19 protein-coding genes and 2 pseudogenes are annotated in these 25346 nt (G+C 68.9%); 10 read left to right on the forward strand and 11 right to left on the reverse strand.

Annotated features, from left to right (window positions below):
* Nucleotides 1-8: 8 nt before the first annotated feature.
* From yidC to rpmH, 4 genes are read right to left on the reverse strand one after another with little or no spacing between them, the layout of a single operon-like run.
* A complete protein-coding gene (yidC, locus tag FOJ82_RS13975) occupies nucleotides 9-1151 on the reverse strand; it encodes a membrane protein insertase YidC (protein ID WP_143939107.1) in 1143 nt (380 codons plus the stop codon).
* Nucleotides 1148-1447 (reverse strand): membrane protein insertion efficiency factor YidD, encoded by a 300-nt coding sequence (yidD, locus tag FOJ82_RS13980; protein WP_143939108.1) that lies wholly within the window; start codon nucleotides 1445-1447, stop codon nucleotides 1148-1150. Before yidD ends, yidC begins: the two co-directional genes overlap by 4 nt.
* Nucleotides 1448-1789: a ribonuclease P protein component gene (rnpA, locus tag FOJ82_RS13985; RefSeq protein ID WP_143939109.1), complete on the reverse strand. Its 342-nt coding sequence runs from the start codon at nucleotides 1787-1789 to the stop codon at nucleotides 1448-1450. It lies immediately after the preceding gene.
* 9 nt (nucleotides 1790-1798) lie between these two features.
* Entirely contained in the window at nucleotides 1799-1936 is a 138-nt protein-coding gene (gene rpmH, locus FOJ82_RS13990) for a 50S ribosomal protein L34 (RefSeq protein ID WP_143939110.1), read from the reverse strand.
* Between the two features lie 427 nt (nucleotides 1937-2363).
* Here rpmH and dnaA point away from each other — a divergent pair, with 427 nt between their 5' ends.
* From dnaA to FOJ82_RS14030, 8 genes and pseudogenes are all read left to right on the forward strand, one after another.
* Entirely contained in the window at nucleotides 2364-3677 is a 1314-nt protein-coding gene (gene dnaA / locus FOJ82_RS13995) for a chromosomal replication initiator protein DnaA (protein ID WP_143939282.1), read from the forward strand.
* 473 nt (nucleotides 3678-4150) lie between these two features.
* A pseudogene (locus FOJ82_RS14000) lies at nucleotides 4151-4885 on the forward strand (ABC transporter ATP-binding protein); the annotation flags it as partial.
* A gap of 282 nt (nucleotides 4886-5167) precedes the next feature.
* Complete coding sequence (locus FOJ82_RS14005) at nucleotides 5168-7696, forward strand: ABC transporter permease (RefSeq protein ID WP_143939112.1); 2529 nt, start codon at nucleotides 5168-5170, stop codon at nucleotides 7694-7696.
* A 110-nt stretch (nucleotides 7697-7806) separates the two neighbouring features.
* The gene (gene dnaN / locus FOJ82_RS14010) at nucleotides 7807-8967 is read left to right on the forward strand and encodes a DNA polymerase III subunit beta (protein WP_143939113.1); all 1161 of its coding nucleotides are present in this window, start codon (nucleotides 7807-7809) and stop codon (nucleotides 8965-8967) included.
* A 43-nt stretch (nucleotides 8968-9010) separates the two neighbouring features.
* Nucleotides 9011-12175, forward strand: coding sequence for a DEAD/DEAH box helicase (locus FOJ82_RS14015; RefSeq protein WP_143939114.1), 3165 nt, complete (start codon nucleotides 9011-9013; stop codon nucleotides 12173-12175).
* A gap of 234 nt (nucleotides 12176-12409) precedes the next feature.
* A pseudogene (gene recF, locus FOJ82_RS14020) lies at nucleotides 12410-13558 on the forward strand (DNA replication/repair protein RecF); the annotation flags it as partial.
* Nucleotides 13559-13733: 175 nt separating this feature from the next.
* A complete protein-coding gene (locus FOJ82_RS14025) occupies nucleotides 13734-14282 on the forward strand; it encodes a DciA family protein (RefSeq protein ID WP_143939116.1) in 549 nt (182 codons plus the stop codon).
* Between the two features lie 106 nt (nucleotides 14283-14388).
* Nucleotides 14389-16860: a phosphoketolase family protein gene (locus tag FOJ82_RS14030; RefSeq protein ID WP_143939117.1), complete on the forward strand. Its 2472-nt coding sequence runs from the start codon at nucleotides 14389-14391 to the stop codon at nucleotides 16858-16860.
* Nucleotides 16861-16930: 70 nt separating this feature from the next.
* On the opposite strand, the gene FOJ82_RS14035 is transcribed toward FOJ82_RS14030, so the two are convergent.
* The 3 genes from FOJ82_RS14035 to FOJ82_RS14045 form a co-directional block, all read right to left on the reverse strand.
* Nucleotides 16931-17638, reverse strand: coding sequence for an SDR family NAD(P)-dependent oxidoreductase (locus FOJ82_RS14035; protein WP_221933174.1), 708 nt, complete (start codon nucleotides 17636-17638; stop codon nucleotides 16931-16933).
* 87 nt (nucleotides 17639-17725) lie between these two features.
* Nucleotides 17726-18127, reverse strand: a complete 402-nt coding sequence (locus FOJ82_RS14040) for a VOC family protein (RefSeq protein ID WP_143939118.1) — start codon at nucleotides 18125-18127, stop codon at nucleotides 17726-17728.
* Between the two features lie 80 nt (nucleotides 18128-18207).
* On the reverse strand, nucleotides 18208-18618 hold the full coding sequence (locus FOJ82_RS14045; protein ID WP_342780594.1) for a helix-turn-helix transcriptional regulator: 411 nt from the start codon (nucleotides 18616-18618) through the stop codon (nucleotides 18208-18210).
* Nucleotides 18619-18685: 67 nt separating this feature from the next.
* Between FOJ82_RS14045 and FOJ82_RS14050 the strand changes: the two genes are divergently transcribed.
* The gene (locus FOJ82_RS14050) at nucleotides 18686-20017 is read left to right on the forward strand and encodes a serine hydrolase domain-containing protein (RefSeq protein WP_143939119.1); all 1332 of its coding nucleotides are present in this window, start codon (nucleotides 18686-18688) and stop codon (nucleotides 20015-20017) included.
* Between the two features lie 17 nt (nucleotides 20018-20034).
* Here the strand turns inward: FOJ82_RS14050 and FOJ82_RS14055 are convergent, their stop codons facing one another.
* The 4 genes from FOJ82_RS14055 to FOJ82_RS14070 are packed head-to-tail and all read right to left on the reverse strand — an operon-like array spanning nucleotide 20035 to nucleotide 22857.
* Nucleotides 20035-20745, reverse strand: coding sequence for an anti-sigma factor (locus FOJ82_RS14055; protein ID WP_143939120.1), 711 nt, complete (start codon nucleotides 20743-20745; stop codon nucleotides 20035-20037).
* Entirely contained in the window at nucleotides 20729-21292 is a 564-nt protein-coding gene (locus FOJ82_RS14060; protein WP_143939121.1) for an RNA polymerase sigma factor, read from the reverse strand. Before FOJ82_RS14060 ends, FOJ82_RS14055 begins: the two co-directional genes overlap by 17 nt.
* Before the next feature lie 15 nt (nucleotides 21293-21307).
* The gene (locus FOJ82_RS14065; protein WP_143939122.1) at nucleotides 21308-22033 is read right to left on the reverse strand and encodes a class F sortase; all 726 of its coding nucleotides are present in this window, start codon (nucleotides 22031-22033) and stop codon (nucleotides 21308-21310) included.
* 5 nt (nucleotides 22034-22038) lie between these two features.
* The gene (locus FOJ82_RS14070) at nucleotides 22039-22857 is read right to left on the reverse strand and encodes a DUF4397 domain-containing protein (protein WP_143939123.1); all 819 of its coding nucleotides are present in this window, start codon (nucleotides 22855-22857) and stop codon (nucleotides 22039-22041) included.
* A 478-nt stretch (nucleotides 22858-23335) separates the two neighbouring features.
* Between FOJ82_RS14070 and gyrB the strand changes: the two genes are divergently transcribed.
* The gene (gene gyrB / locus FOJ82_RS14075) at nucleotides 23336-25342 is read left to right on the forward strand and encodes a DNA topoisomerase (ATP-hydrolyzing) subunit B (protein WP_185975832.1); all 2007 of its coding nucleotides are present in this window, start codon (nucleotides 23336-23338) and stop codon (nucleotides 25340-25342) included.
* Nucleotides 25343-25346: the final 4 nt, after the last annotated feature.

A 25346-nucleotide genomic window follows, 5' to 3' on the forward strand; every position in this document is an offset into this window, starting at 1 on the left:
TCGCGGGTTCACTTCTTCTTGCGGGTGGAGCGCGCCTGCGCCTTGGGCTGGCGCCGGACGACGGCCTTGCCGTCCTCCCCGGTGCGCACAGTCTGCCGCGTAACCTGCTGGCGAACCACCTTGGGGGTGGCTCCAGCGGTGTCGGTCTCCGTGGGGGAGTCCGCCGACGTGGCGGAGGTGGCCGACGTCGCCGACGCGGCGGACGCGCCACCGACGACCCGACCCGTGGGTGCGGACTTGGTGCGACGACGCTTCGCGGCACGCTCCTCGAGGATGGCGGCCGGGTCCTTGCCCTTGGCCTTCATCCGCTCCTCCCAGTCGATGAACGCAGGCGTGTTCGGGGCGGGGTTGTTGCGGATCAGGATGCCCTGCTGGCCCATGGTCCAGATGTTGGAGGTCAGCCAGTAGATCAGCACGCCGATCGGGATGACGGCCGAAGACACCGCGTAGATCACGGGGAAGAGGTAGAGCATCATCTTCTGCTGCTGGGCCATCGGGCCGTTGAGGGCCTCGGGCGGCATGTTCTTGCGCATCAGCTGCAGCTGGGTGAAGAACAGGCTGGCAACCATCAGGATGACCAGGAAGACACCCAGGATCTGGGTGGACCCGAACGGGGTCAGCGGGAAGATGCGGTCCGAGAGGCCGGCGCCGAACAGGGTGGCGTTCTGCAGCGACTCCACCACGTCCGGGTTGTCCTTGAAGAACTGGCCGCGGATGGTGTTGTCGGCGACGCCCTGGAGCACGCGGAACAGCGACAGGAAGATCGGCATCTGCAGCAGCAGCGGCAGGCAGGAGGCCATCGGGGAGATGCCCTCCTCCTTGTACAGCTTCATCGTCTCCTCGCCGAGACGCTGCCGGTCGGAGCCGTACTTCTTCTGCAGGGCCTGGACCTTGGGCTGCACCAGCTGCATGTTGCGTGCGCTGTTGATCTGCTTGACGAACAGCGGGATCAGCAGGGTCCGGATGAAGACCGTCAGTGTCACGATGGACAGCACCCAGGTGGCGCCCGAGTCCGGGTCGAGGATCTGGGACCAGAGCCAGTGGAACAACACGAGCAGTCCGGACACCGCCCAGTAGATGGGCTGGATCATCGTCGACATCGCGCCGTAGATGGAGTCCCAGATGCTCAGGGGGATCAACAGTTCAATCACTTGGCCACCTCAGTCGTGGTCTTGTCGGGCTCGCCCGAACTTCTTGGATTCTCTTGCGCGGCCCAATCCCGCGCCTCGGGGGTGCCCGGTACGTAGTCGACCCCGCCGTCGGACCACGGGTGGCACCGGACGACCCGGGCGATCGTCAGGCCACTGCCCTTGATCGCTCCGTGGAACTCCAGTGCACGCAGGCCGTAGGCCGAGCACGTCGGGTGGAACTTGCACACGTCGCCGTAGAGGGGGGAGACGAACTTTCGCCACCCCTTCACGAACCAGATGAGCGGGTACTTCAACATCTAGTGTGCCTTGCTCTGTGCGCGGTGCCAGGCCGACTCGAAGTCAGCGGCGAGCCGCTCCGGCTCGGAGGCTGCCGGTGGCAGCGCCCGGACCACGACGTCGGCCGGGAAGGGAGTGGTCATGGCGGCCGCCATGTGGCGCAAACGCCGCTTCACCCTGTTCCGGACGACTGCGTTGCCGACCTTCTTGGACACAACAAAACCCACCCGAGTCAGCTCGGGTGGATCGTTGTCGAGTCTGTGCATGTGCACGACGACACTGGGTGTCCCCGCGCGGGATGCGGACTTGAACGCGCCGGTGAATTCACCGGGTCTGGTCAGTCTGCGATCCCTGGGAAGCACTTGGCCGGGTCAGCCGGCCAGTTCGGTGCGACCCTTGCGACGCCGTGCGCTCAGGATGGCGCGGCCGGCGCGGGTGCGCATGCGGAGACGGAAGCCGTGGGTGCGGCTGCGACGACGGTTGCTCGGCTGGAACGTGCGCTTGCTCATGGGGCAAACTCCCTGGTCTGTCTGTGTCGGAAATACTGCCCTCGCGGGCAGGGGAAGTGGCCACCGCGCGAAGACGGCGACTGGTCAACGATACGCTCAGAGTCCCTGTTTCCACAAACCAGAGGGGCAGGGTCGGAAAGCTAAGCAAATCACACGCATGTAAGTCCAATCGACACGCTGTGAAATCTCCGGAATTGTTGCGGAGTAGCGCCGAGACGGCTAGTTTCGTGAGCCTATGCACTGACTTATCCACAACGGGAGGGTCCCCGGCATCGCGAACGGGTGAGTTGTACCCTACTGTGGACAAGTGTGTGGAAAGAGTCGTCATTGGGTCCATGACCCCAAGTCAGAGAGGGGTTAGGTGAGTCAACCCACGCCGGCCCCGGACCTGACGGATCTGTGGAACGAAGTAGTCACCGCCGCGGACATGCCCACACGGGCCTGGCTGCGCCGCACGAAACCACTGGCCATGCACGGCAGCACACTGATGCTCGCAGTCGCCGACGAAACCACCCGCGAGCGCGTCGAGACGAAACTCCGTACCGAGATCGAGCACAAGCTCAGCGACCACGCGGGCCAGGTCACTCACCTGGCGGTGATGATCGACCCGTCGCTGGTGATCGAGACCGAACCCGCCGTGGAGGAGCAGCCCGCGGAGGCAGCCCCGGCCGCACCCTCGCCGATCGCCAACGGCGGCACCCGCACGGCCAAGGGCGACGACAAGCTGAACCCGCGCTACACGTTCGAGTCCTTCGTCGCCGGATCGTCCAACCGGTTCGCCCACGCCGCCGCGGCCGCCGTCGCCGAACAGCCCGGCAAGTCGTACAACCCGCTGATGATCTACGGACCCTCCGGGCTGGGCAAGACCCACCTGCTGCACGCCATCGGGCACTACGTCCGCAGCTACTACGAGAACCTCCGGGTGCGCTACGTCTCCACCGAGGAACTCACCAACGACTTCATCAACGCAATCTCCGACAACCGGACCGCCGAGTTCCGCCGCGCCTACCGCGACGTCGACATCCTGCTCGTCGACGACATCCAGTTCCTGGAGTCGAAGATCCAGACGCAGGAGGAGTTCTTCCACACGTTCAACACGCTTCACAACTCGCAGAAGCAGATCGTGATGACCTCTGACCGGCCACCGAAGCTCCTCGAGGCGCTGGAGCCGAGGCTGCGCTCGCGCTTCGAGTGGGGTCTGATGACCGACATCCAGCCACCCGACCTCGAGACCCGCATCGCCATCCTGCGCAAGAAGGCGGCCTCGCAGCGACTGACCGCCGGCACGCAGGTGTTGGAATTCATCGCGTCGAAGATCACCACCAACATCCGCGAGCTCGAGGGTGCACTCACCCGGGTCGCCGCCCTGGCGAGCCTGAACCAGCAGGAGATCGACCTCACCCTTACCGAGGACGTGCTGCGCGACCTCATGCCGGACGGGGGAGAGGTCCGGGTGGACGCGGAGACGATCATGAACATGACCTCGCGCTACTTCAGCATCTCCATGGACGACCTCACCGGCGCCAGCCGCGTCGCCACCATCGCCTCGGCCCGCCAGATCGCGATGTACCTGTGCCGCGAGCTGACGGACCTGTCCCTGCCGAAGATCGGCGCCAAGTTCGGCGGCCGCGACCACACCACGGTGCTCCACTCCGTCCGGAAGATCGACGGCAAGATGGGCGAGGACCGGGACCTGTTCAACCAGGTCACCGAACTCACCAACCGCATCAAGCACGCCTGACGGGCCCCAGCAGCCCGCTGGTCGAGTAGCGCGCGACGAAGGAGCCGGCGCGTGTCGAGACCAACCCCAGACGCACGGGGTCTCGACACGGTCGCTTCGCTCCCCACTCGACCAACGGTGTTCCCGCAGGTCGCGTGTCGAGACCAAAGCGCAGCAACCAGGGGGTCGGACTTGTGCACAACTGCTGGGGACAGCTGGGTACATCCATGTGGACGGATCCGGGGCCGAAGTTGTCCCCACAAATCCTCCCCGTGTAGTTCTGGGTTGTCCAGAGCCCGCTCCACACCCCAAAACTTGCAACTACAAGGGCTTATGGCGGTTGTCCACAGATTCCACAGCTGTTATGACTACAGCTGGAAATTACAAGTCTTCATCCCTTAAAAGTCAGACTCGCTCGAAACTGTGGATTCGGCGTTCCGCACCTCGCAGCACAAGCATCCCAGCAGCCTGGACGCACAGCGGCCGCTGGTACCGTGACTGTCGTGACGATTGCTGCCCGGGCGACGGGGCTCACGAAGACCTACGGACAGGGGACCGCGAAGGTGGTCGCCCTGGATGCCGTCGACTTCGAGGTGGTCCAGGGCGAGTTCACCGCCATCATGGGTCCGTCCGGTTCGGGCAAGTCCACGCTCATGCACCTGCTCGCAGCACTGGACACACCGACGGGCGGCACGGTCCACATCGGCGACACCGACGTCGCATCGCTCAAGGACACGCCGCTCACCGAGCTGCGCCGAGACCGCATCGGATTCATCTTCCAGGCTTTCAACCTCGTCCCCACGCTGACCGCCCGCGAGAACATCGTCCTTCCGCTGGCCATCGCCGGCAGGAAGGTGGACCAGGACTGGTTCGACCGCATCGTCGACGTCCTGGGCCTCGCCGACCGGCTGACCCACAAGCCGTCGGAGCTCTCCGGCGGCCAGCAGCAGCGCGTCGCCTGCGCCAGGGCGCTGATGAACCGGCCGGACATCGTCTTCGGCGACGAGCCCACCGGAAACCTCGACTCCACGTCGGCCTCCGAGGTCTTGTCATTCCTGCGCCGCAGCGTCGACGAGTTCGGCCAGACCGTGGTGATGGTCACCCATGACGCCCACGCCGCCAGCTACGCGGACCGTGCGGTCTTCCTCTCCGACGGTCGCATCGTCGACGAGATGCGCGGGGCCTCCCAGGAGGACCTGCTGCTGGCAATGTCGCGCATCTACCCGCGCCACGACGCCCAGGCGAGCAATGTCCAGGAGCCCCCAGAGGCACCGACTGCGACGGCGCAACCCGGGGAAACCGCCACGACCGCCGCGTCGGAAGCGGGGGAGACCGGTGGCGACGTGGACGAGCAGCCGGAACCCCGCGGCCGGTTCGCCGCGGAGCTCTACCGCGAGGGTGGCCCCGACCCGGAGTCCGACCCGGACCTTGAAGAGCCCACGATCGAGCAGAGCATGCCGCGTCGTGCCCTGATGGACTGACACGTGTTCACGGCCGCCTGGAAGTCCCTCATGGGACGCAAGATCCGACTGCTGATGAGTGCGTTCTCCATCGTGCTCGGGATCGCCTTCGTGTCCGGGTCCCTGATCTTCACCAACCTGCTGGGCAACAGCTTCGACCAGATCTTCAGCGGCTCGATCGCCGACGTGAACGTGTCCGCCAGCAGCGACGACGAGGCCGGCGGACCGGCGCAACCCGCGACGCCGACGACGGTGGACCCGGCGCTGGTCGAGGAGGTCTCCGGCGTCGACGGGGTGGCCGAGGCCACAGGAACCATCTCTTCGTACGCGGTGTATGCGCTGGACCGGGACGGCAAGGTACTCGCGTTCGGGGGCGCACCGGGCATCGGCCAGAACTTCTTCACCACCCCGGCGGCCGGCGGAGAGCCCGGGATGACGGTGCTCGAGGGGGAGGCGCCGCAGGCCGACGACGAGCTCGCGATCGACCCGACCACCCTCGGCCGCGGCGGCTACGCCGTCGGTGACGAGCTCGATGTCGCAACCCCGTTCGACGGTGTGCGCACGTACACGATCTCGGGTACCGCCACCTTCGGCGGCGGGGGCAGCGCGGGTGCCAGCTACCTGTTCTTCACCACCGCCGAGTCCCAGGAACTGTTCACCGACGGCGCCGACGTCTTCACCGGAGTCTGGGTGGCCGCGGAGCCGGGCGCCGACGTCGATGCGGTCAACGCGGAGATCGCCGAGCTGCTGCCCAGCGGACTGCAGGCGGTCACCGGCGAGGACATGGCCGCGGACCTGGAGGAGCAGCTCGGCGTCGGCCTGTCGTTCGTCAACACGTTCCTGCTCGTGTTCGCCGCCATCGCGCTGCTGGTGGCCTCGCTGCTGATCCTCAACACGTTCTCGATCCTCGTGGCCCAGCGCAGCCGGGAGCTCGCACTCTTCCGGGCACTCGGCGCGAGGCGCACGCAGGTGCGCAACTCAGTGCTGTTCGAGGCCGGGGTGATCGGCCTGATCGGCGCCACGCTGGGGATCCTCGCCGGATGGCTGCTGTGCTGGGGGATCGCCGCCGGCATGGGCGCCATCGGCATCGACCTGGGATCCGGCCCCCCGGAACTCACCCTCACCGCCGTCGTCGCGTCGTACTCCGTCGCACTCGTCATCACCCTGGTAGCCGCATGGATGCCGGCGCGGAAGGCTTCGGCCACCCGCCCGGTGGAGGCCATGACTGCCGCCGCCTCCAGCGGTCCCGAGACCATCGGCGTCTCGATCATGGCCGGCTTCGGCGCGCTCCAGCTGGGCGTGGCCGCCATCGTCTGCGGCGTCTGGCTGGCGGTGCCGCAGCCGCTGGTCTGGGTCGGCATCGGCTGCGCCCTGGTCCTGATCGGGCTGGTGCTGGCCGCCGCCGTGGTCGGGCGTCCCGCGATCTGGCTGTTCGGCAGGCTCTACCGCGCCGTGTTCGGTGAGGTCGGCAAGATGGCCGAGCTCAACTCCCTGCGCCAGCCGCGCCGCACCGCGGCCACTGCAGCCACCCTGATGATCGGGCTGGCGCTGGTCAGCACCGTCGCCATCCTCGCCAGCTCCACCACCAGTTCACTGCGCGCCGGCCTGACCGAGCAACAACGCGGCGACTTCCTGGTCAACCCGGTGAACTTCATGCCGTTCGACGCCGCGGTCGCCGACGACGCCGCCGAGATCGACGGCGTCGCCGCGGTCTGGAGCTTCTCCCGGACCGCCTCGCAGCTCGACGGCGAGCGGATCCTCGTCGTCGGCACCAGCCCCGAGGGCCTCACCGACGGCACCGCCACCGAGGTCCTCGCCGGACACCTCAATGCCGAAGACAACTCGGTGCTGCTGAGCCACGAGGCCTCCCAGGAGTTCGACCTCCCGATGGGCAAGACCTTTACCCTGCCCACGATCACCGGCGACACGGTGGAGCTGCTGGTCGCCGGCATCTACGACGGCGACACCACCGGCGCCCTGTTCTCCCACCTGATCGTCAACCCGGACACCTACGCACAGCTCGGCGACGCCCGCACCGTGGACCAGATCAAGGTCGCCCTCGAGGACGACGCCGACGCCGAGGCCGTGCGTCGGGCGCTCGAGGACGCCACGTCGGAGCTGCCCACCGTCGTGGTCACCGACAACGAGGAGTACGCCGACACCCTGGTCGGCCAGTTCGACCAGGCCATCGGCGTCATCTACGCCCTCCTCGCCCTGGCCATCGTCATCTCCGTGCTGGGGATCGTGAACACCCTGGGCCTGTCCATCCACGAGCGGACCCGGGAGATCGGGTTGTTGCGCGCGGTCGGCATGACCCGGCCGCAGCTGCGTCGCCTGGTCACGCTGGAGAGCGTCATCGTCGCGGTCCTCGGCTCGGTCCTGGGACTGGTGCTGGGGATCATCTTCGGTGCCGTGCTCGTGGAGCTCCTGAAGGACTCGGGCATCACCCGACTCGTCATCCCGTGGGGCCAGTTGGCGGTGTTCCTCGTACTGTCGGGCGTGTTCGGCGTCATCGCCGCCATCGGTCCGGCCCGCCGCGCCACCCGGATGAACGTGCTCGAGGCGATCGCCGAGGAGTGAGCTTCCACCCGGACAGCGGGCACGACCGGTCAGCCGGTATGCTGGCCGCGAACCGGCCCGACACAGGTGTCGGCAGACCGACCCAGATCGAGACCAACTAGGGGTTTGACGTGAAGATCCGAGTGGAGCGCGACGCGCTGGCAGATGCAGTTGCATGGGTGGCCCGGAGCCTCCCCAACCGCCCCACCGCACCGATCCTCGCGGGACTCCTGATCGAGGCCGAGGGTGACAACGTCACCCTTTCCAGCTTCGACTCCACCACCTCGGCCAAGGTCACCATGCCCGGTGACGTCAGTGACGAGGGTACTTCCCTGGTCTCCGGCCGACTGCTCGCCGAGATCGCCCGCTCGCTTCCGAACAAGCCCGTCGAGATGGTTGCCGACCACTCCAAGGTGGAACTGACCTGCGGCTCCGCCCGCTTCACCCTCCAGACACTCCCCGTCGAGGAGTACCCGAGCCTGCCCGAGATGCCCACGCAGACCGGCGTGGTCGACGCCGGCGTCTTCGAGAAGGCCGTCTCCCAGGTGGTCGTCGCCGCCGGCCGCGACGAGCTGCTGAACGTCTTCACCGGCGTCCGCGTCGAGATCGACGGGGACCAGCTGTCGCTGCTGGCCACCGACCGCTACCGGATGGCGCTCAAGGAGCTGACCTGGAAGCCGTCGTCGCCCTCGGTCGAGGGTGCCGTCCTGGTGCCCGGCCGCGTGCTCGCCGACACCGCCAAGTCCCTCACCTCCGGCGAGACCGTCACCGTCTCGCTGTCCACCACCGAGTCCGAGGGCGAGGGCCTGGCCGGGTTCATCGGAGAGGGCGCCAAGGGCAGCCGCGAGGCAACCACCCGACTGCTGAACCAGGCCTTCCCGAAGGTCCGCCACCTGATGGACGTCGACGCCACCGTCACCGTCCGCATCTCCACCGCAGACCTGCTGTCCGCGGTCAAGCGCGTCTCCCTGGTTGCCGAGCGCAACACCCCGCTGCGGATGATCATCAACGAGGACAACGTCGCGCTCGAGGCCGCCACCGGAGACCAGGCGCAGGCCTCCGAGGCGATCAGCGCCGAGGTCGAGGTCACCACCGACGAGCAGAGCATCACCGCCGCCGGCTTCAACCCCCAGTACCTGCTGGACGCCCTGAACTCGATCGACGCACCGTTCGCGCACTTCTCGTTCACCGCGCCCGGCAAGCCGTGCCTGATCACCGGACTGGCGAGCATCGACGGCGACCAGCTGCTCGACTACCGCCACGTCATCATGCTGATGCGACTGCCCAACTGATCCCGGTCCAGCACTTGCGCCCCCCACTACGATCGTGGGGAGGATGACCAACTTTCCGGACTGGGTGCTCACACCCACTGAGGCTGAACTCACCCGATACTTCGGGGGGCCCACGCTCGCGCGTGGTGAGGCGTATGCGCGCGAGTCCCGCGTCGGCAGCGTCCAGGCGTCCGCGAAGATGGTCACGGCGCAGGTCAGGGGATCCGGCTACCACGTCTACCGCACGACGCTGGTGACCAGCGGCCCTCGCATCACGACCGTGTGCAGCTGCCCGGTGAAGCAGGCCTGCAAGCACGGCGCAGCTCTGGTCACCCACGCCCGCAACACCCTCAGGGCCGGCCAGACCCCGTTCTGGCAGCGCGCCTTCGACCTGGTGCTCACCGGCACCGGCGCCCTGGGGGGCGGCGTGAAACTCGCGCTGCAGATCGACGACGACGCCCACGGCCCGGGACTGACGCCGCTGCGCTGGGGCAAGACCGAACGCTGGGTCAAGAGCGGAGCGGGCTGGTACGAGATCCGCCACGCGCCCGAGTTCGACCCGGCGCAGGCCGAGGTCTTCAACAACCTCGCGGCCGCGCACCCCCGAGAGTGGTTCACCGGCAACCGCCTCCGCCTCCACGACTTCAACTCCGACGTCTGGCGAGTGCTGCGCAGCGCCGTCGCCGCCGGCATCCCACTGCTGCCCTCGCAGGAGCGCAACGAACCGGGCCCCACCCCACGCATCCTGGAGGAGGCCGCCCACGCCGCGATGACCATCGGGAAGGGACCGGAGGGACTGGTGGCCTCGCCGACGGTGCTGGTGGAGGGCGAGAAGGTCCCGGTCACCGCACGCGAACTGGTCGGCATGCCCACCCACGGCATCTGTCTGCGCACCGGCGACGAACTCGTCCTCGGCCCGCTCAGCCGGCCGCTGTCCGACGTCGAGCAGAGCCTCTTCATGGCCGGCCGCGTCACCATCCCCGCCAAAGACACCGCGCTGTTCGCCGGCGGCTACCTGCCGCGGCTCAGGAACCGGTTCGACGTCGACGTCGAACCCGGGGTGGTGCTGCCCGAGGTGGAGCCGCCGGTCCTCGTCCTCGTGGTCACCTTCGACGGCCACCGAGCCCAGCTCGAGTGGGGCTTCCGCTACCGCTTCGGGGACCAGGTCCACGACGTCGCCGTCCAGCCCGCCCCGGCGGACCCACCCGTGCGCAACCCCGAGGCGGAGCGCGCGCTCGTCGAGTCCCTGCCCGCCGGACCGTGGCGACGCACCCACCACACCGGCCGCTCGATCCTCACCGACGCCCACCTGCACGGCATCTGGATGATCCGCTTCACCACCGACGTGCTCCCCGAGCTCCAGGCCCGCGACGACGTCGAGGTGGTGCTCAACGAGGAGGCACCCGAGTTCCGGCGCGCCGACGAGGCACCCACCATCCAGCTCGACGTGGAGGAGTCCCGCCAGGGCGACTGGTTCGACCTCGAGGTGGAGATCACCGTCGGTGAGGAGAAGGTCCCGTTCGCGCCCCTGCTCAGCGCCCTCGCCGCCGGTCAGGACCACATCATCCTCGACAGCGGCACCTGGTTCCCGCTCGACGTGCCGGAGCTGGAGCAGCTCCGCAGGCTGGTGGAGGAGGCCCGGGTCCTCGTCGACCACGACGGCAACACCTTCCACCTGCGTCCCGAGCACGCCGGCCTCTGGCAGGAGCTGGTGGAGCTCGGGGTGGTGCGGCAGCAGTCCGACGCGTGGCGCGACGTCGTCGGCACCCTCCTGGACCACACCGACCTTGCCGATGAGGAACCACCTGCTGGCCTGCGTGCGACGCTGCGGCCCTACCAGCAGGAGGGCTACGCGTGGCTGCGGTTCCTGTGGCGCACCCGGTTGGGTGGCATCCTCGCCGACGAGATGGGTCTCGGCAAGACCATCCAGTCCCTGGCCATGGCGCAGGCGGCGCACGAGGCCGGTGAGTTGGAGCGGCCGATGTTGGTGGTGGCTCCGACGTCGGTGATCGGAACCTGGCAGTCGGAGGCGGCGAAGTTCGCGCCCGACCTGCGGGTGGTGGCCATCTCCGAGACCGGGAAGCGCCGCGGCCACGGTCTGGCCGACGCCGTGGCGCAGGCCGACATCGTGCTCACCTCCTACACGCTGCTGCGGCTGGAGGCCGACGAGTACACCGACATCGCCTGGTCCGCCGTCCTCCTCGACGAGGCCCAGTTCGTCAAGAATCCTTCGGCGAAGGTCTACCAGGCCGTCCGCAAGCTGAAGGCGCGGGTGAAGGTGGCGCTGACGGGCACACCGCTGGAGAACAACCTGATGGACCTGTGGTCGCTGCTGTCCATCACCGCCCCCGGACTCTTCCCGGACCCCAAGGCGTTCACCGAGCTCTACCGCAAGCCCATCGAGGCGGGCGACGCCGACGCCCTGGCCGCGCTGCACCGTCGCATCCGACCCCTGATCCTGCGTCGCACGAAGGCCGCCGTGGCCAAGGAGCTGCCGGAGAAGCAGGAGCAGGTGGTCTCGGTGCCCCTGTCCCCGGCACACCGCAAGCTCTACGACCGACACCTCACCCGCGAGCGGCAGAAGGTCCTCGGCCTGGTGGGCGACCTGAACAAGAACCGCATCACCATCCTGCGGTCGCTGACGCTCCTGCGGCAGCTGAGCCTCGCGCCGTCGCTGGTGGACGACACCTACCCGGACTCCTCGGCCAAGATCGACGCGCTCCTCGAGCACCTCGAGGAGCTGACCGCAGCCGGGCACCGCGCGCTGGTGTTCAGCCAGTTCACCGGCTTCCTCGCGATCGTCAAGGACCGACTCACCGCCGCCGGGATCCGGTTCGAGTACCTGGACGGCCGCACCCGGGACCGCGCCCAGCGGATCGAGGACTTCCGCACCGGCGACGCACCCGTGTTCCTCATCAGTCTGAAGGCCGGCGGCTTCGGGCTGACCCTCACGGAGGCCGACTACGTGTTCATTCTCGATCCCTGGTGGAACCCCGCCGCCGAGAGCCAGGCCATCGACCGCACGCACCGCATCGGCCAGGACAAGCACGTCAACGTCTACCGGCTCGTCAGCGCCGACACCATCGAGGAGAAGGTCGTCGCGCTGCAGGAGCAGAAGCGGGACCTGTTCGACGCCGTGGTGGCCCGCACGCAGGACCTGACCGCGCCGTTGTCGGCCGACGACATCCGTGGCCTGCTCGAGGTGGACGCGGAACCCGCCTCGGCCTGAGCGACCCTGTGGCGGGTTTGTCTCGACACGTGCTGCTCGTTGCTCGCAGCACGACTCGACCAGCGGGTCCGCCCATCCCCCGTCGATCGAGTAGTTGCTCGCGAGGGACGAGCGCGCGACGTGTCGAGATCACTACGCCGGCGGACCCCCCCGTCGATCGAGTAGTTGCTCGCGAGGGACGAGCGCGCGACGTGTCGAGATCACTACGCCCGCTCGCCTAGGATCGAAGTCACCATGTTCGTGACTGAGCTGTCCCTGACGGACTTCCGCAACTACACCGAGGCCAAGCTTGAGCTCTCGGCGGGAGTCAACGTCTTCGTCGGCTCGAACGGACAGGGCAAGACCAACCTGGTGGAGGCCGTCGAGTACCTCTCGACGATGACCTCGCACCGGGTCGCGGCCACTGCGCCGCTGATCCGGGCGGGCTGCGACTCGGCGATCGCCCGCGCCCGGGTGCAGCGCGGCCTGGACGACGACCGGGTGATCTCGATCGAACTGGAAATCGCCAGCGGCAAGTCCAACGTCGCCCGCCTGAACCGGGCACCGGTGCCACGCAGCCGGGACATCGTGGGGGCCCTGCGGACCGTCGTGTTCTCCCCGATGGACCTGGTCATCGTCCGCGGAGACCCGTCGGACCGTCGCGCCTGGCTCGATTCCCTCGTGGTGACCCGCTGGCCGCGGATGGCGGGGGTGAAACAGGACCACGACAAGGTCCTCAAGCAGCGCAACGCCCTGCTGAAGTCCATGTCCGGGCGCTCCATGCGGCCCGCGCGAGGCGACGAGGAGTCCACGCTGGAGGTGTGGAACGAGCAGCTCGCGATGATCGGCGCCGAACTGCTGCACGCCCGCCTCGACACCCTGGCCGACGTCCTGCCGCACGCCCGCGCCGCCTACGAGGGCATCGCGCCCGTCAACAACCGCATCGACGCCCGCTACAAGGCGTCGCTGGACCTCGACGGCGTCGCCTCCGAGCCAGACGTCCGGACCGCCCTCACCGAACGCCTGATCACTGCCTTCCAGGAGCGCCGCCACGAGGAGATCCAGCGCGGCGTGACGCTCGTGGGGCCACACCGCGACGACGTCGAACTGTTCATCGGCGACCTCCCCGCCAAGGGCTACGCCTCACACGGGGAGTCCTGGTCGCTGGCACTGGCGCTTCGCCTCGGCGGTTTCCAGCTGGTGCGGGAGGAGGGCACCGAGCCGGTGCTGGTGCTCGACGACGTGTTCGCCGAACTCGACACCCTGCGCCGCGACCGCCTGGCCGGTGCCGTGGCGGACGCCGAACAGGTGCTGATCACTGCGGCCGTGGGCGCCGACGTCCCCGACTTCCCGTCGCAGCGCCGCTTCCGCGTAGCCGCCGGCACCGTCTCGCTGGAGGACGGCCGCGCCCTTCGAGACGGTCGCGGGGCGACCTCCTCAGGGCAACTGGATACTGGTTTCCCTGAAGGGGAGGAAGGCGCCTCTCCCAGTTCCCCTGAAGGCGAGGCAGGCGCCTCTCCCAGTTTCCCTGAGGTGCGAGCGGCAGCGAGCCTCGAAGGGCCCCCGCAAGGCATGAGCGATGACTGAGACACCGTCAGAGTTCGAGGAACCCATCGAGCACGACCCCACCGGCCTGGACCTCGCCGCTCAGATCGCACGGCAGACCGCCGAGACGGAGGCGCTGCCGCCGGTCCCGGTGAAGAGGCGACCGCCGCGCAGGATCAGGTCCCGCATGTTCGAGGAGCAGCGCTCCGGGGCCCGACCCGACGACCGCGACCCGCAGGCACTCGGCGACGTCCTCGGGCAGGTCAGCACCAGGCGGGGCTGGCAGAAGCGGATCTCGCTGTCGACCGTGCTGCAGGGCTGGGCCAACCTGGTGGGCGAGGACAATGCCCAGCACAGCAAGCCGGTGCTCTTCGAGGACGGCGTCCTCACCGTCGTGTGCGACTCCACCGCTTGGGCCACCGGCATGCGCTACGCGGCTTCCAAGCTCGTGGCGAGACTCAACGCCGAGCTCGGCGACCAGACGGTCAAGCGGGTCGACGTCCGTGGCCCTAACGCGCCCAGCTGGAAGCGCGGTCCGCGCTCTGTCCGCGACGGCCGCGGCCCGCGCGACACGTACGGCTGACCGACCCGACCGCTCCTCACCCGAGCCCGCGGGCCTCGGCGTACCTGCCTCGCGAACCGCTGCGCGGTGCTTGGATGGAGGTGTCCGGGACTCGGAAGGAGCCGCAATGACCAACACCTGGCAGAACCGCGCCCAGTGTGGCGCACCCGAACTCACCGATGACCACCTGCGTGGCATCCATGCATGGTGGCGGGCGGCGAACTACCTCTCGGTCGGGCAGATCTACCTGCTCGACAACCCGCTGCTGCGCCGACCCCTCGAACGCGACGACGTCAAACCCCGACTCCTCGGACACTGGGGCACCACGCCGGGTCTGAACTTTCTGTACGCGCACCTGAACCGGATCATCTCCGAGCGCCGGCAACCGGCGCTCTACGTCACCGGCCCCGGCCACGGCGGCCCCGGGCTGGTTGCCAACACCTACCTCGAGGGCACCTACACCGACTTCTACCCGGAGGTCTCGCGTGACGAGAGCGGCCTGCAGCGCCTCTTCAAGCGGTTCTCGTTCCCGGGCGGCATCCCGTCCCACGTCGCGCCCGAGACCCCGGGGTCCATCCATGAGGGCGGCGAGCTGGGCTACTCCCTGTCCCACGCCTACGGGGCCGCCTTCGACAACCCGGACCTGCTGGTGTTCGCGGTGGTCGGCGACGGCGAGGCGGAGACCGGACCCCTGGCCACCTCGTGGCACTCCAACAAGTTCCTCAACCCGGTCACCGACGGCGTGGTGCTGCCGGTGCTCCACCTCAACGGGTTCAAGATCGCCAACCCGACGGTGCTGGCGCGGATCCCGGAGCCCGAACTGGTGGACCTGATGAGCGGCTACGGACACAAGGCGCACCTGTTCACCGCCGGCTTCGACGACGAGGAGCCCGTCAGCTACCACCGTCGCTTCGCCGAGCTCATGGACACGGTGATGGACGAGGTCGCGGCCATCCGAAGCACCGCCGCCGAGCAGGGCGCCGGCGCCGCCGAGCGCCCCAGCTGGCCCATGATCGTGTTCCGCACTCCCAAGGGCTGGACGGGACCCGAGCAGATCGACGGGAACAAGACTGAGGGCAGTTGGCGCTCCCACCAGGTCCCGCTCGCCAGCGCGCGCGACACCGACGAGCACCTCCGCGACCTGGACGCCTGGCTGCGGTCCTACCGTGCCGAGGAACTCTTCGACGAGCACGGCGCGCTCGTCGCCGACGTCGCCTCCCTCACCCCGCCCGTCGGACTGCGGATGGGGGAGCGTCCCGAGGCCAACGGCGGCCTGCTCCGCGAGAGCCTCCGCCTGCCCGACTTCCGCGAGTACGGCGTCGAGGTGCCCGAACCGGGTGGCTCCGACTCGGAGGCGACGAAGGTGCTTGGCGGCTGGCTGCGCGACGTCGTGGCCGCCAACCGGCGCAACTTCCGCATCTTCGGGCCTGACGAGACCGCCTCCAACCGGTTGCAGGCGGTCTACGAGGAGACGGCCAAGCAATGGGTCGCCGACTACGATTCACCCGAGGTGGACCAGCACCTCGAGCGCGTCGGCCAGGTGGTCGAGATGCTCAGCGAGCACCAGTGCCAGGGCTGGCTCGAGGGCTACCTGCTCACCGGTCGCCACGGGCTGATGTCCTCCTACGAGGCGTTCATCCACATCGTCGACTCGATGGTCAACCAGCACGCCAAGTGGCTGAAGGTGACCAACCAGCTGGAGTGGCGCCGTCCCATCGCGAGCCTCAACTACCTGCTGAGCTCGCACGTGTGGCGCCAGGACCACAATGGCTTCTCCCACCAGGACCCGGGCTTCATCGACCACATGGTCAACAAGAAGGCCGACATCGTGCGGGTCTACCTGCCGCCGGACGCCAACACGCTGCTGTCCACCTTCGACCACTGCCTGCGCAGCACCCAGTACGTGAACGTCGTCGTGGCCGGCAAGCAGCCGAACCCGAACTGGCTGACGATGGACGAGGCGATCAAGCACTGCACCCGCGGGCTGGGGATCTGGGACTGGGCAGGGACGGAGGAGGCCGGGACCGAACCCGACGTCGTCCTCGCGTGCGCCGGCGACATCCCCACGATCGAGGTGCTCGCCGCCGCACACATCCTGCGCGAGCGCGTCCCGGAGCTGAAGGTGCGAGTGGTCAACGTCGTGGACCTGATGCGCCTCCAGGACGAGGACGAGCACCCGCACGGTCTCTCGCACCGGGCATTCGACACCTACTTCACCGCCACCCGACCGATCATCTTCGCCTACCACGGCTACCCGTGGCTGATCCACCGGCTCACCTACCGCCGCAACGGCCACGACAACCTGCACGTGCGCGGCTACAAGGAGGAGGGCACCACGACGACGCCGTTCGACATGGTGATGCTCAACGACCTCGACCGCTTCCACCTGGTGATGGACGTCATCGACCGGGTCGAGGGCCTCGGCACCCGCTACGCAGGGCTCAGGCAGGAGATGGAGGACCGCCGCTTCGACGCCCGCGCCCATGCGCGTGCCAGCGGCGAGGACCTGCCCGAGGTGAGCCAGTGGGTGTGGCCGGACTCCGGCAACACGGCCAGCGAGCGCCAGGCGGCGGCCGCCACGGGCGGCGACAACGAGTAGCACCCGCCTCCATCACCGCAGGTCGAGTAGCACCCGCGAGGTACGAGCGGGTGCGTGTCGAGACCTCCGTTCAGCCCCGCTCCACCAGTGGGACGCGGGACAACAGCACGTCGGCGACGTCCCACATCCGACGGGCGGCGACGGGGTCGGTGATGCTCCGCGGTGGCCGCACCAGCCTCGGTGGGCCACCGAACTGCAGCGCACCGGCGGGGGCGAAGTACGAGCCCGCGGGGACGTCGGCGGTCAGCGCCGCCAGCGCTGTGCGGGCCGCCTGCGCGGGCGAGTTCCCGAGCCGACGCGCCAGGCTGCCGCGGCCGGTGTCCGAGGCCCGTTCCCGCACGGCGGCGGCGATCCCGGTGTCGGGCACCACACCCGGATGGCACTGGACCACCCGCAGCCGTCGCCCGCGGCCGGCGCTGCGGCGCGCCAGTTCGGTGCCGAACAGCCCGAGTGCCACCTTCGACCTGGCGTAGGCGGTCAACGGCCGGTAGCGGCGCTCGAGCTGCAGGTCGCCCCATGCCGGACGTGCCATCCGGGTGGCCAGGTCGCGCAGGCTCAACTGCGCTCCCGGCACCGCTTCCCGGATCCGCGCTGCGGCCCGCTCGCCCTTGTCACGGTTGCGCACGGGCATCAAGACGTGCGCGCCAGCCCCGGCCAGGGCCAGCGCGACGTGCAGGCCGACGCCGTCGCTGGCACCCGTGACCAAGGCGGTGCGGCCGCTGAGGTCGGGTAACGCTTCGTTGCAGGTTTCCATGTCTCCGCCGGGGGTCGAGTCCATCGTCCACACCCACAGGAGTCAACGGGGCAAACCCTGATACATCGGGTCGTCCGCAGACCCACGGGGGGATGACATGAGATGCAGTGGTCAGGCCTGGTTGATGCGCACCATGTTCCCGGAGGGGTCGCGGAAGGCCGCGTCGCGGGGCCCCCACGGCTGGTCCATCGGCTCCTGCAGCACCTCCGCGCCGGCCGCGCTCAGGGTCTCGAAGGTGGCCTGGAGGTCGCCCACCTCGAGGATCAGTCCCCCCATGGCGCCCTTTGCGACGAGCCGCTCAAGGGCGGCCGCGTCCTCCTCGGAGCGCCCGGCTCCGGGCGCGGAGAGGACCAGGCTCAGGCCCTGGCCGGGCACCGCGAGCGAGACCCAGCGGAAGCCGGCGTTCGAGACGTCCTGCACCACCTCGAGGCCTAGTGCGTCGCGGTAGAACTCGAGGGCTTCGTCGATGTCGAGGACGGTCACGGGTACGTACTTCACTGTGGTTCGTGTCATGCCACGAACGCTACGCAGGCCGACCGGGCACGCGCTTCTCCGAAACTGCTCTGTCGCCGTCGATGGGAACTGCCGGAGCGTCAGCCGAACCGCGGCGGCCGCATCAGGATCTTGGCCATGCACGCCGGGATCGGTTCCGTCTCGCTGTGCTCGCGGGCGGCGTAGGCGGTGGGGGTCTCGCCGACCACCTCGGTGAACCGGGAGCTGAACGAGCCGAGGGAGGTCCAACCCACCTCCATGCAGGCGTCGGTCACGGACCAGCCGGCACGCAGCAGTTGCATCGCCCGCTCGATGCGGCGCGTCAGCAGGTAGGAGTGGGGCGTCTCACCGTAGGCCCGCTTGAACTCCCGCGAGAAGTGCGCCGGCGACATCAGTGCGCGCTGGGCCATGGTGGGCACGTCGAGGGGGCTCGCGTAGTCCCTGTCCATCAGGTCGCGCGCCCGTCGCAGGTGTGCCAGCACCTCCGGCTGCTGGGGTTCCGAGGTGGCCACGAACCAGAGGCTACAACGCGCGCGGGGCGCGATGTTCGTCACGGACAATCACCGCTATCGTCGGCGCATGGTCGAACGACGTCGTGGTCATCTCTGGTGGAAAGTCCTGCTGGCACTGCTGCTCGTGGTGGTGATGGCGGCGGTGGCGGGCTACTGGTACATGCGGCCCCTGTTGCTCACCGGCACCGGGTACGCGGCCCACAACGCCTGCGCCGTGGCGAACATCTCCGAGCGCACGGACCCGGCCGAGGACCTGCCGCCCAACCCGCTCGTGCCGTACCTGCGAACCAGCACTGGTGATGGATCCGTCACCGCCTCGGTGCTGGGGTTCCTCGCCGGACAGACCGCCTGGTACACCGAAGGATTCGGTTGCACCCTTTCCGAAGAGCGCCCTGACCTGCCGGCAGCTGCGGCCGTCACGGACACCAACCCGCTGGTGGTCGCCTCCGAGCCGACCGACCCGCCCGCCGGGGTGGAGGACGCCGTGGACGCGGCGTTCGCCGATGGCCTGGGGACGCGCGGCGTCGTCGTCGTGGCCGACGGCGAACTCGTCGCCGAGCGCTACGCCGACGGTTTCTCCGCCGCGACGCCGCAGCTGGGCTGGTCCATGTCCAAGAGCGTCACAAACCTCCTGGTGGGACGCCTGGTGCAGATCGCCGGCTTCGACATCCACGCCACGGACCTCCGACCCGAGTGGGCGGGGGACGAACGCTCGCAGATCACCGCCGACCACCTGATGCGCATGACCAGCGGGTTGGCGTGGGACGAGACCTATGACCTCGGGACGCCGATCACCGAGATGCTCTACATCGCCGACGACATGGGAGAGTTCGTGGCCGCCCAGGAACTCGAGTTCCCCGTGGGCGAGGTGTTGGAGTACTCAACCGGCTCGACGAACCTGCTGTGCAGCGTCGCACTGGACGCGGTGGACGGCGACGCGGACCTGCCCCGCGAGCTCGTCCTCGAGCCGCTCGGGTTGCCCCACGCGCAGTGGGAGCCGGATGCTGCGGGGGTTCCGGTGTGCGGCTCGTACCTGTGGGCCACCCCACGCGAGTGGGCCGCGCTCGGCCAGTTCGCGCTGGCCGACGGCGTCGTCGACGGCGAGCGGCTGCTGCCGGAGGGCTGGATGGCAGAGGCCACCACCGCTACCGGGGAGTTCCCCGACGTCGATCCCTACGGCGCAAGTTGGTGGCTGAACGAGGGCACCGACGGCAGCCTCCGGTTCCCGGACCTGCCAGCTGACGCCTACTGGATGTCCGGGCACGACGGGCAGTGGGTGTTCGTCATCCCGTCCCAGGAGACCGTCGTCGTGCGGATGGGATTCAGCCCCAACCGTGGCATCGACGAACTCGGCGTGCCCGACCTGGTGGCCGGGGTGCTGGAGGCCCTCCAGGACTGACGGCCGGGCGGCCGGGATCAGGTCGCCAGCTCGCCGCGCACCAGGGAGTCGCCGGAGTGGGTCGAGTCGTCGTCGAACTGTTCGCGTGAGATGTCGACGATCCGGTACCCCTCGTCGAGCATCCGCTGGGTGATCGGGAACTGCTGGCTACCGTCGGTGTCGAGCACCCCCACGGAGACCATGCGCTCCAGGTCCTCGTTGATGAGCCAGACCTCGAGGTAGTCGGAGGGCACCTGGAAGCGCGGTGCCTCGACCACCAGGGCCAGCCCCGCGCCGCTCTCTACGATACGTGCGCTGCTGGACTCGGCGTCCTCGGCCAGTGGCTCCAGCGCTGCCTGCGCCACGACGGTCTCCGAGGGTGCCCTGGTGCCCTGGTTGATCAGCAGGCCCGAGACCAGCCCCACCAGGACCAGGACAGCGGCCAGGCCGTAGAACCACGGGGTCAGGTACGCGGGACGTCTTGCCCCGGAGCCCTGCTCGAGCGTCGCGTCAGTGGCGTCGGTCTCGTCGAGGGAGGCCTGGACGGCCTCCCAGACGCGGGGTGGCGGGGCGACGGCGCCGGAGGGCATGCCCTTCGCGGCGCGCAGCAGCTGGCTGCCCAGACGCAGGTCGTCGTAGGTGGAGGTGCACTTCGGGCAGGAGGCCAGGTGGGCGGCAGCGTCGCCGACGGGATCGGTTTCGGCGAGCGCGAGGTCCAGGAGTTGGTCCTCGTCAAGATGGCTGCTCATCGCCGGCCTCCTTCCATGCGTCCTTGACGGTCTGGAGCCCTCTTCGGATGTGGCTCTTCACGGTTCCCAGCGGCAGGCCAAGGCGCTCGGCGATCTGGGTGTGCGTCAGGTCCTCGTAGAAGGCCATCCGCAGGATCCGGGCCCTCGGATCGCTCATGGCCTCCAGCACCGCCGAGACCAGCAGGCGATCCTCCTGGCTCGTGTCGCCCGACGGCTCGACCGACTCGGTGGGACTGGTCCTTCGGACCTCCCGCATCCGGCGGTCGTGGCGCTGCCTCGTCGCGAAGTGGTCGGCCACTCGTCGCCTTGCGATCAGCAACAGCCACGCCGGCAGGGCGGTCGGCCCCGGCACGAGTGTGTTGCGGCTCGCCCACGCAGAGACGAACACCTGCTGCGTGACGTCCTCCGCGTCCGCGTCCGGCGGGGCCACCTTCCGGCGGACGAAGCCGTGCACCAAGGGGGACCAGCGGTCGTACATCTGGGCGAAGGCGTCACGCGACCCGGAGGAGACCTCCTCGCTGATCAGAACCACCTCGTCCACGCTCACAGGGGGAACTCTAGATCAGGTGATGGGGACTGCGACGACAACGACGTTCTCCTGGTAGCCACCGAGTTCCGGGAGGTAGGGGCCGCCGCAGGTGACCACGTGCAGGCGGTGGGGGCCCGTCCGGTCGAACAGGGAGGGCAGGTCCAGGTCCTCCAGGGGGATGCTGGTGACGGACTCGATGCCGTAGCGGTGCTCGCCGCCCGCGTCGTCGGTGATCGTCACCACGGTCCCGGGCCGGGCCCCGGACAGGGCGGCGAAGGGTCCGATGCCCAGTTCGGCGGAGTCCACGTGGGCGGCCACCACGCTGGCGCCGGAGTCAGCCCCCGGCACGGGTCCGTACCGGTACCACGCGGCCACCGCAGGGTCCGGGTGGAGGGCCATCATTCCGCCCTCGTCCACGCCGAGGGGGACCAACGGCATGTCGATCCCGAGGTCGGCGACCACCAGCCGGTTCGGCTGCACCGACGTCGGTTCCGCCTCGCCCAGCACGGCCGGCCTGGCCGGGACGGGGCTCGACGTGCGGGTGGGGGTCGGGGCCGACGAAACGGGTGCCGCCGACCCCGACGGCTCGCCGGCCGCGGGTGGGGTGGCCCGCGGCGGCGGTGGAGTCTCCACCGCCACCGGGGCCGGCTGGTCTCCCTGGTCGGGCCTGGGTGTTGCCTCCCCGCAGCCGGTCAGCGCTGTTGCGGCGAAGACGGCCGAGGCGAGGACACAACGGCCCAACCAGTGGAGACGCTTCATCTGGATCACTCAGCCAGTTCAGCCCTGCGGCGGCTGGCAACGACGACCAGTCCGGCCGCGAGGAGGCCTGCTGCGACGACGGCGAGCGCAGTGCTCGTGTTGCCTGCCACGGCAGCCTGTCCACCGGTGCCGCCGGGGACGCCGTGCGGGGCGCTGTGGAGACCGTCGATGACCTGCACGGCGAGCGCCAGGTTCCCGTCGGCGGCGCTGCCCCACGCGTAGACGATCGTGTTGGCGCCCTCCGCGACGTTCACGTCGGCGGGGCCGATCGCCACGTCGCTGGTACCGGTGAGCACCACGTCAGCGGACACGGTGCCTGCCGCAAGGTCGGCCTTGGCCTCGTTCGGGTTGCTGAGGTTGCTGAACGCGACGGTTTCGTTGGCACGGACGTCGACGGCGGGTGCAGCGGCGGTGTGACGGACGGTGAGTCGGCCCTGCCCGGCCGCGGTTGCGGCGACGTCGTTGACGAAGGGCGTCAGGGTTGGGTTGCCGTCGGCGTCGAGGTGGGCCACGACCGTGATGTTGGCGCCGCCGGGGACGGTGACGTCGTTGGCTTCGATGGCGGCGTCGCCATCAGGCCCTGCGTCGACCGCGGTCACCTTCAGGTCGTAGCTTCCGGCCGGGAGCATCACCGGGTCGGTGAGGGTCCCCGGAGCGAAGTCGGTGAGGAGCTCTTCACCGTTGGCGTAGACGTCGACCGTGAGACCCGGGACCGCGTGCAGGACCTGGACGGTCGCTTCGTGCTCGTCGGCCATGGCGGCCTGAGGTGCCACCGCACCGACCAGCGCCAGCGGCAGCAGTGCCGCGATGATTCTTGCCTTCATGGTTGGTCCTTCCATCTCGGCCTTTTGGGGCCGGTGCAGCGCGCGGATCGCGCTGCTGACCTGTGAGTCCGACTGGGGTGGCCATTCGGATGCAGTCGGACGCGAACTTTTTTCGGCGACCCCCGACCCGCCCAGGAGTTCGCGCCCGTCCTGTCCGTTCGCGCCCGCGCTACAGGACGGGCGAGAACGAATGGGACAGGCGCGAACTGACGACGTGGTTGCGACCGTTTCCGGTCCCGGCCGGAATCAGCGATTCTGCCGCCTCCGGGGGCCGGGGGGTGTATCGGGAGTAGGCCCGACCCCCCGAAACCGCTACGAACCGGCCTCCCCGCCCTTTGGCGGGCAACGGCACGCCGCGCACGGGCTCCGATTTGGGACCGTTTCGCGGTAGAGTGGAGCCGAAGTCCCGGCCGTCGGTTTCCGACGGCTGTTTCGTGAACAAGGAGATTCGGTGTCGGAAGAGTACGCAGAGGAACTCGTGACCGAGCGGTTGGAGGGCCTCACAGACAAGGGTGACACCTCCTCGATCGGCGACTACGACGCAGACCAGATCTCCGTGCTCGAGGGTCTGGAGGCGGTCCGCAAGCGCCCGGGCATGTACATCGGGTCCACCGGCGAGCGCGGCCTGCACCACCTGGTCTCCGAGATCGTCGACAACTCCGTGGACGAGGCACTCGCCGGCCACTGCGACCTGATCGAGGTCACCCTCCTGGACGACGGTGGTGTGCGCGTCGCCGACAACGGCCGTGGCATCCCGGTCAAGGAGCACCCGATCGAGAAGATCCCCACGGTCACGCTCGTGCTGACCGTGCTGCACGCCGGCGGCAAGTTCGGCGACGGCGGCTACAAGGTCTCCGGCGGCCTGCACGGCGTCGGCTCATCGGTGGTCAACGCGCTCAGCGAGCGGTTCACCGTCGAGGTCAGGCGCGACGGCCACCGCTACGAGCAGTCGTTCGAGCTCGGCGTACCCACCGGTGAACTGCAGGAGCTGGAGGAGACCGACGAGACCGGTACCACCATCACCTTCTACGCCTCGAAGGACATCTTCGAGACCACCGAGTTCAACTACGAGACGCTGTCCAACCGCTTCCGCGAGATGGCGTTCCTGAACAAGGGCCTGCGCATCAGCATCGCCGACGAGCGCACCGTCCCCAACGCGGGTGAGGACGACGTGGAGGAGGAGCAGCGCTCCGACTCCTTCATGTTCTCCGACGGCCTCATCGACTACGTGAAGTACCTCTCCGGCAGCAAGGAGCCGATCCACCCGAGCGTCATCGACGTCGAGGCCCACTCCGCCGAGCTGCAGCTCGGCCTCGAGATCGCCATGCAGTGGAACACGAGCTACACCAGCAACGTCCACACCTTCGCAAACACCATCAACACCCACGAGGGCGGCACCCACGAAGAGGGCTTCCGCACCGCGCTCACCACCAACGTGAACAAGTGGGGTGAGACCTGGGGCCTGATCAAGAAGAAGGAGGACAGGGTCTCCGGCGACGACTGCCGCGAGGGCCTGACCGCCATCGTCTCCATCAAGCTCGGCGAGCCGCAGTTCGAGGGCCAGACGAAGACGAAGCTCGGAAACACCGAGGCCAAGACCTTCGTGCAGCGCGTCATGAACGACCGCCTGGGCGACTGGTTCGAGCGCAACCCCGCCGAGGGCAGGGACATCGTCCGCAAGGCCCAGGCCGCTGCCGCCGCCCGCATCGCCGCCCGCAAGGCGCGCGACATGGCCCGCAACCGCAAGGGCCTGCTCGGCTCCGGCGGCCTGCCCGGCAAGCTGGTCGACTGCCAGTCCACCAACCCCGCCGAGTGCGAGGTCTTCATCGTCGAGGGTGACTCGGCCGGCGGCTCCGCCCGCGGTGGCCGCGACCCCCGCACCCAGGCCATCCTGCCCATCCGCGGCAAGATCCTGAACGTCGAGAAGGCCCGCATGGACCGGATCCTGGCCAACAAGGAGGTCGAGGCCATCATCAATGCCCTCGGCACCGGCATCCAGGAGGACTTCGACGTCGACAAGCTGCGCTACCACAAGATCGTCCTGATGGCCGACGCCGACGTCGACGGCGCCCACATCCGCACCCTCCTGCTGACGCTGCTGTTCCGCTTCATGAAGCCCCTGATCGACGGTGGCTTCGTCTACCTGGCGCAGCCGCCGCTGTTCCGCCTCCGGTGGACCAACGCGCCACACGAGCTGGCCTACAACGACGCCGAGCGCGACGGCCTGCGCAACAAGGGGCTGGCCGAGGGCAAGAAGCTGCCGAACGTCAACCCGATCCAGCGCTACAAGGGCCTGGGTGAGATGAACGCCGACGACCTCTGGGACACCACGATGGACCCGGACAAGCGCATCCTGCTGCAGGTCACCCTCGAGGACGCCGCCCTCGCGGACCAGATGTTCAACATCCTCATGGGCGAAGAGGTCGAGCCCCGCCGCAACTTCATCCAGCACAACGCACGCGACGTGCGCTTCCTGGACATCTGATCCC

The organism is Tessaracoccus rhinocerotis (assembly GCF_007197885.1).
In the GTDB taxonomy this organism is placed as follows: Bacteria; Actinomycetota; Actinomycetes; order Propionibacteriales; family Propionibacteriaceae; genus Arachnia; species Arachnia rhinocerotis.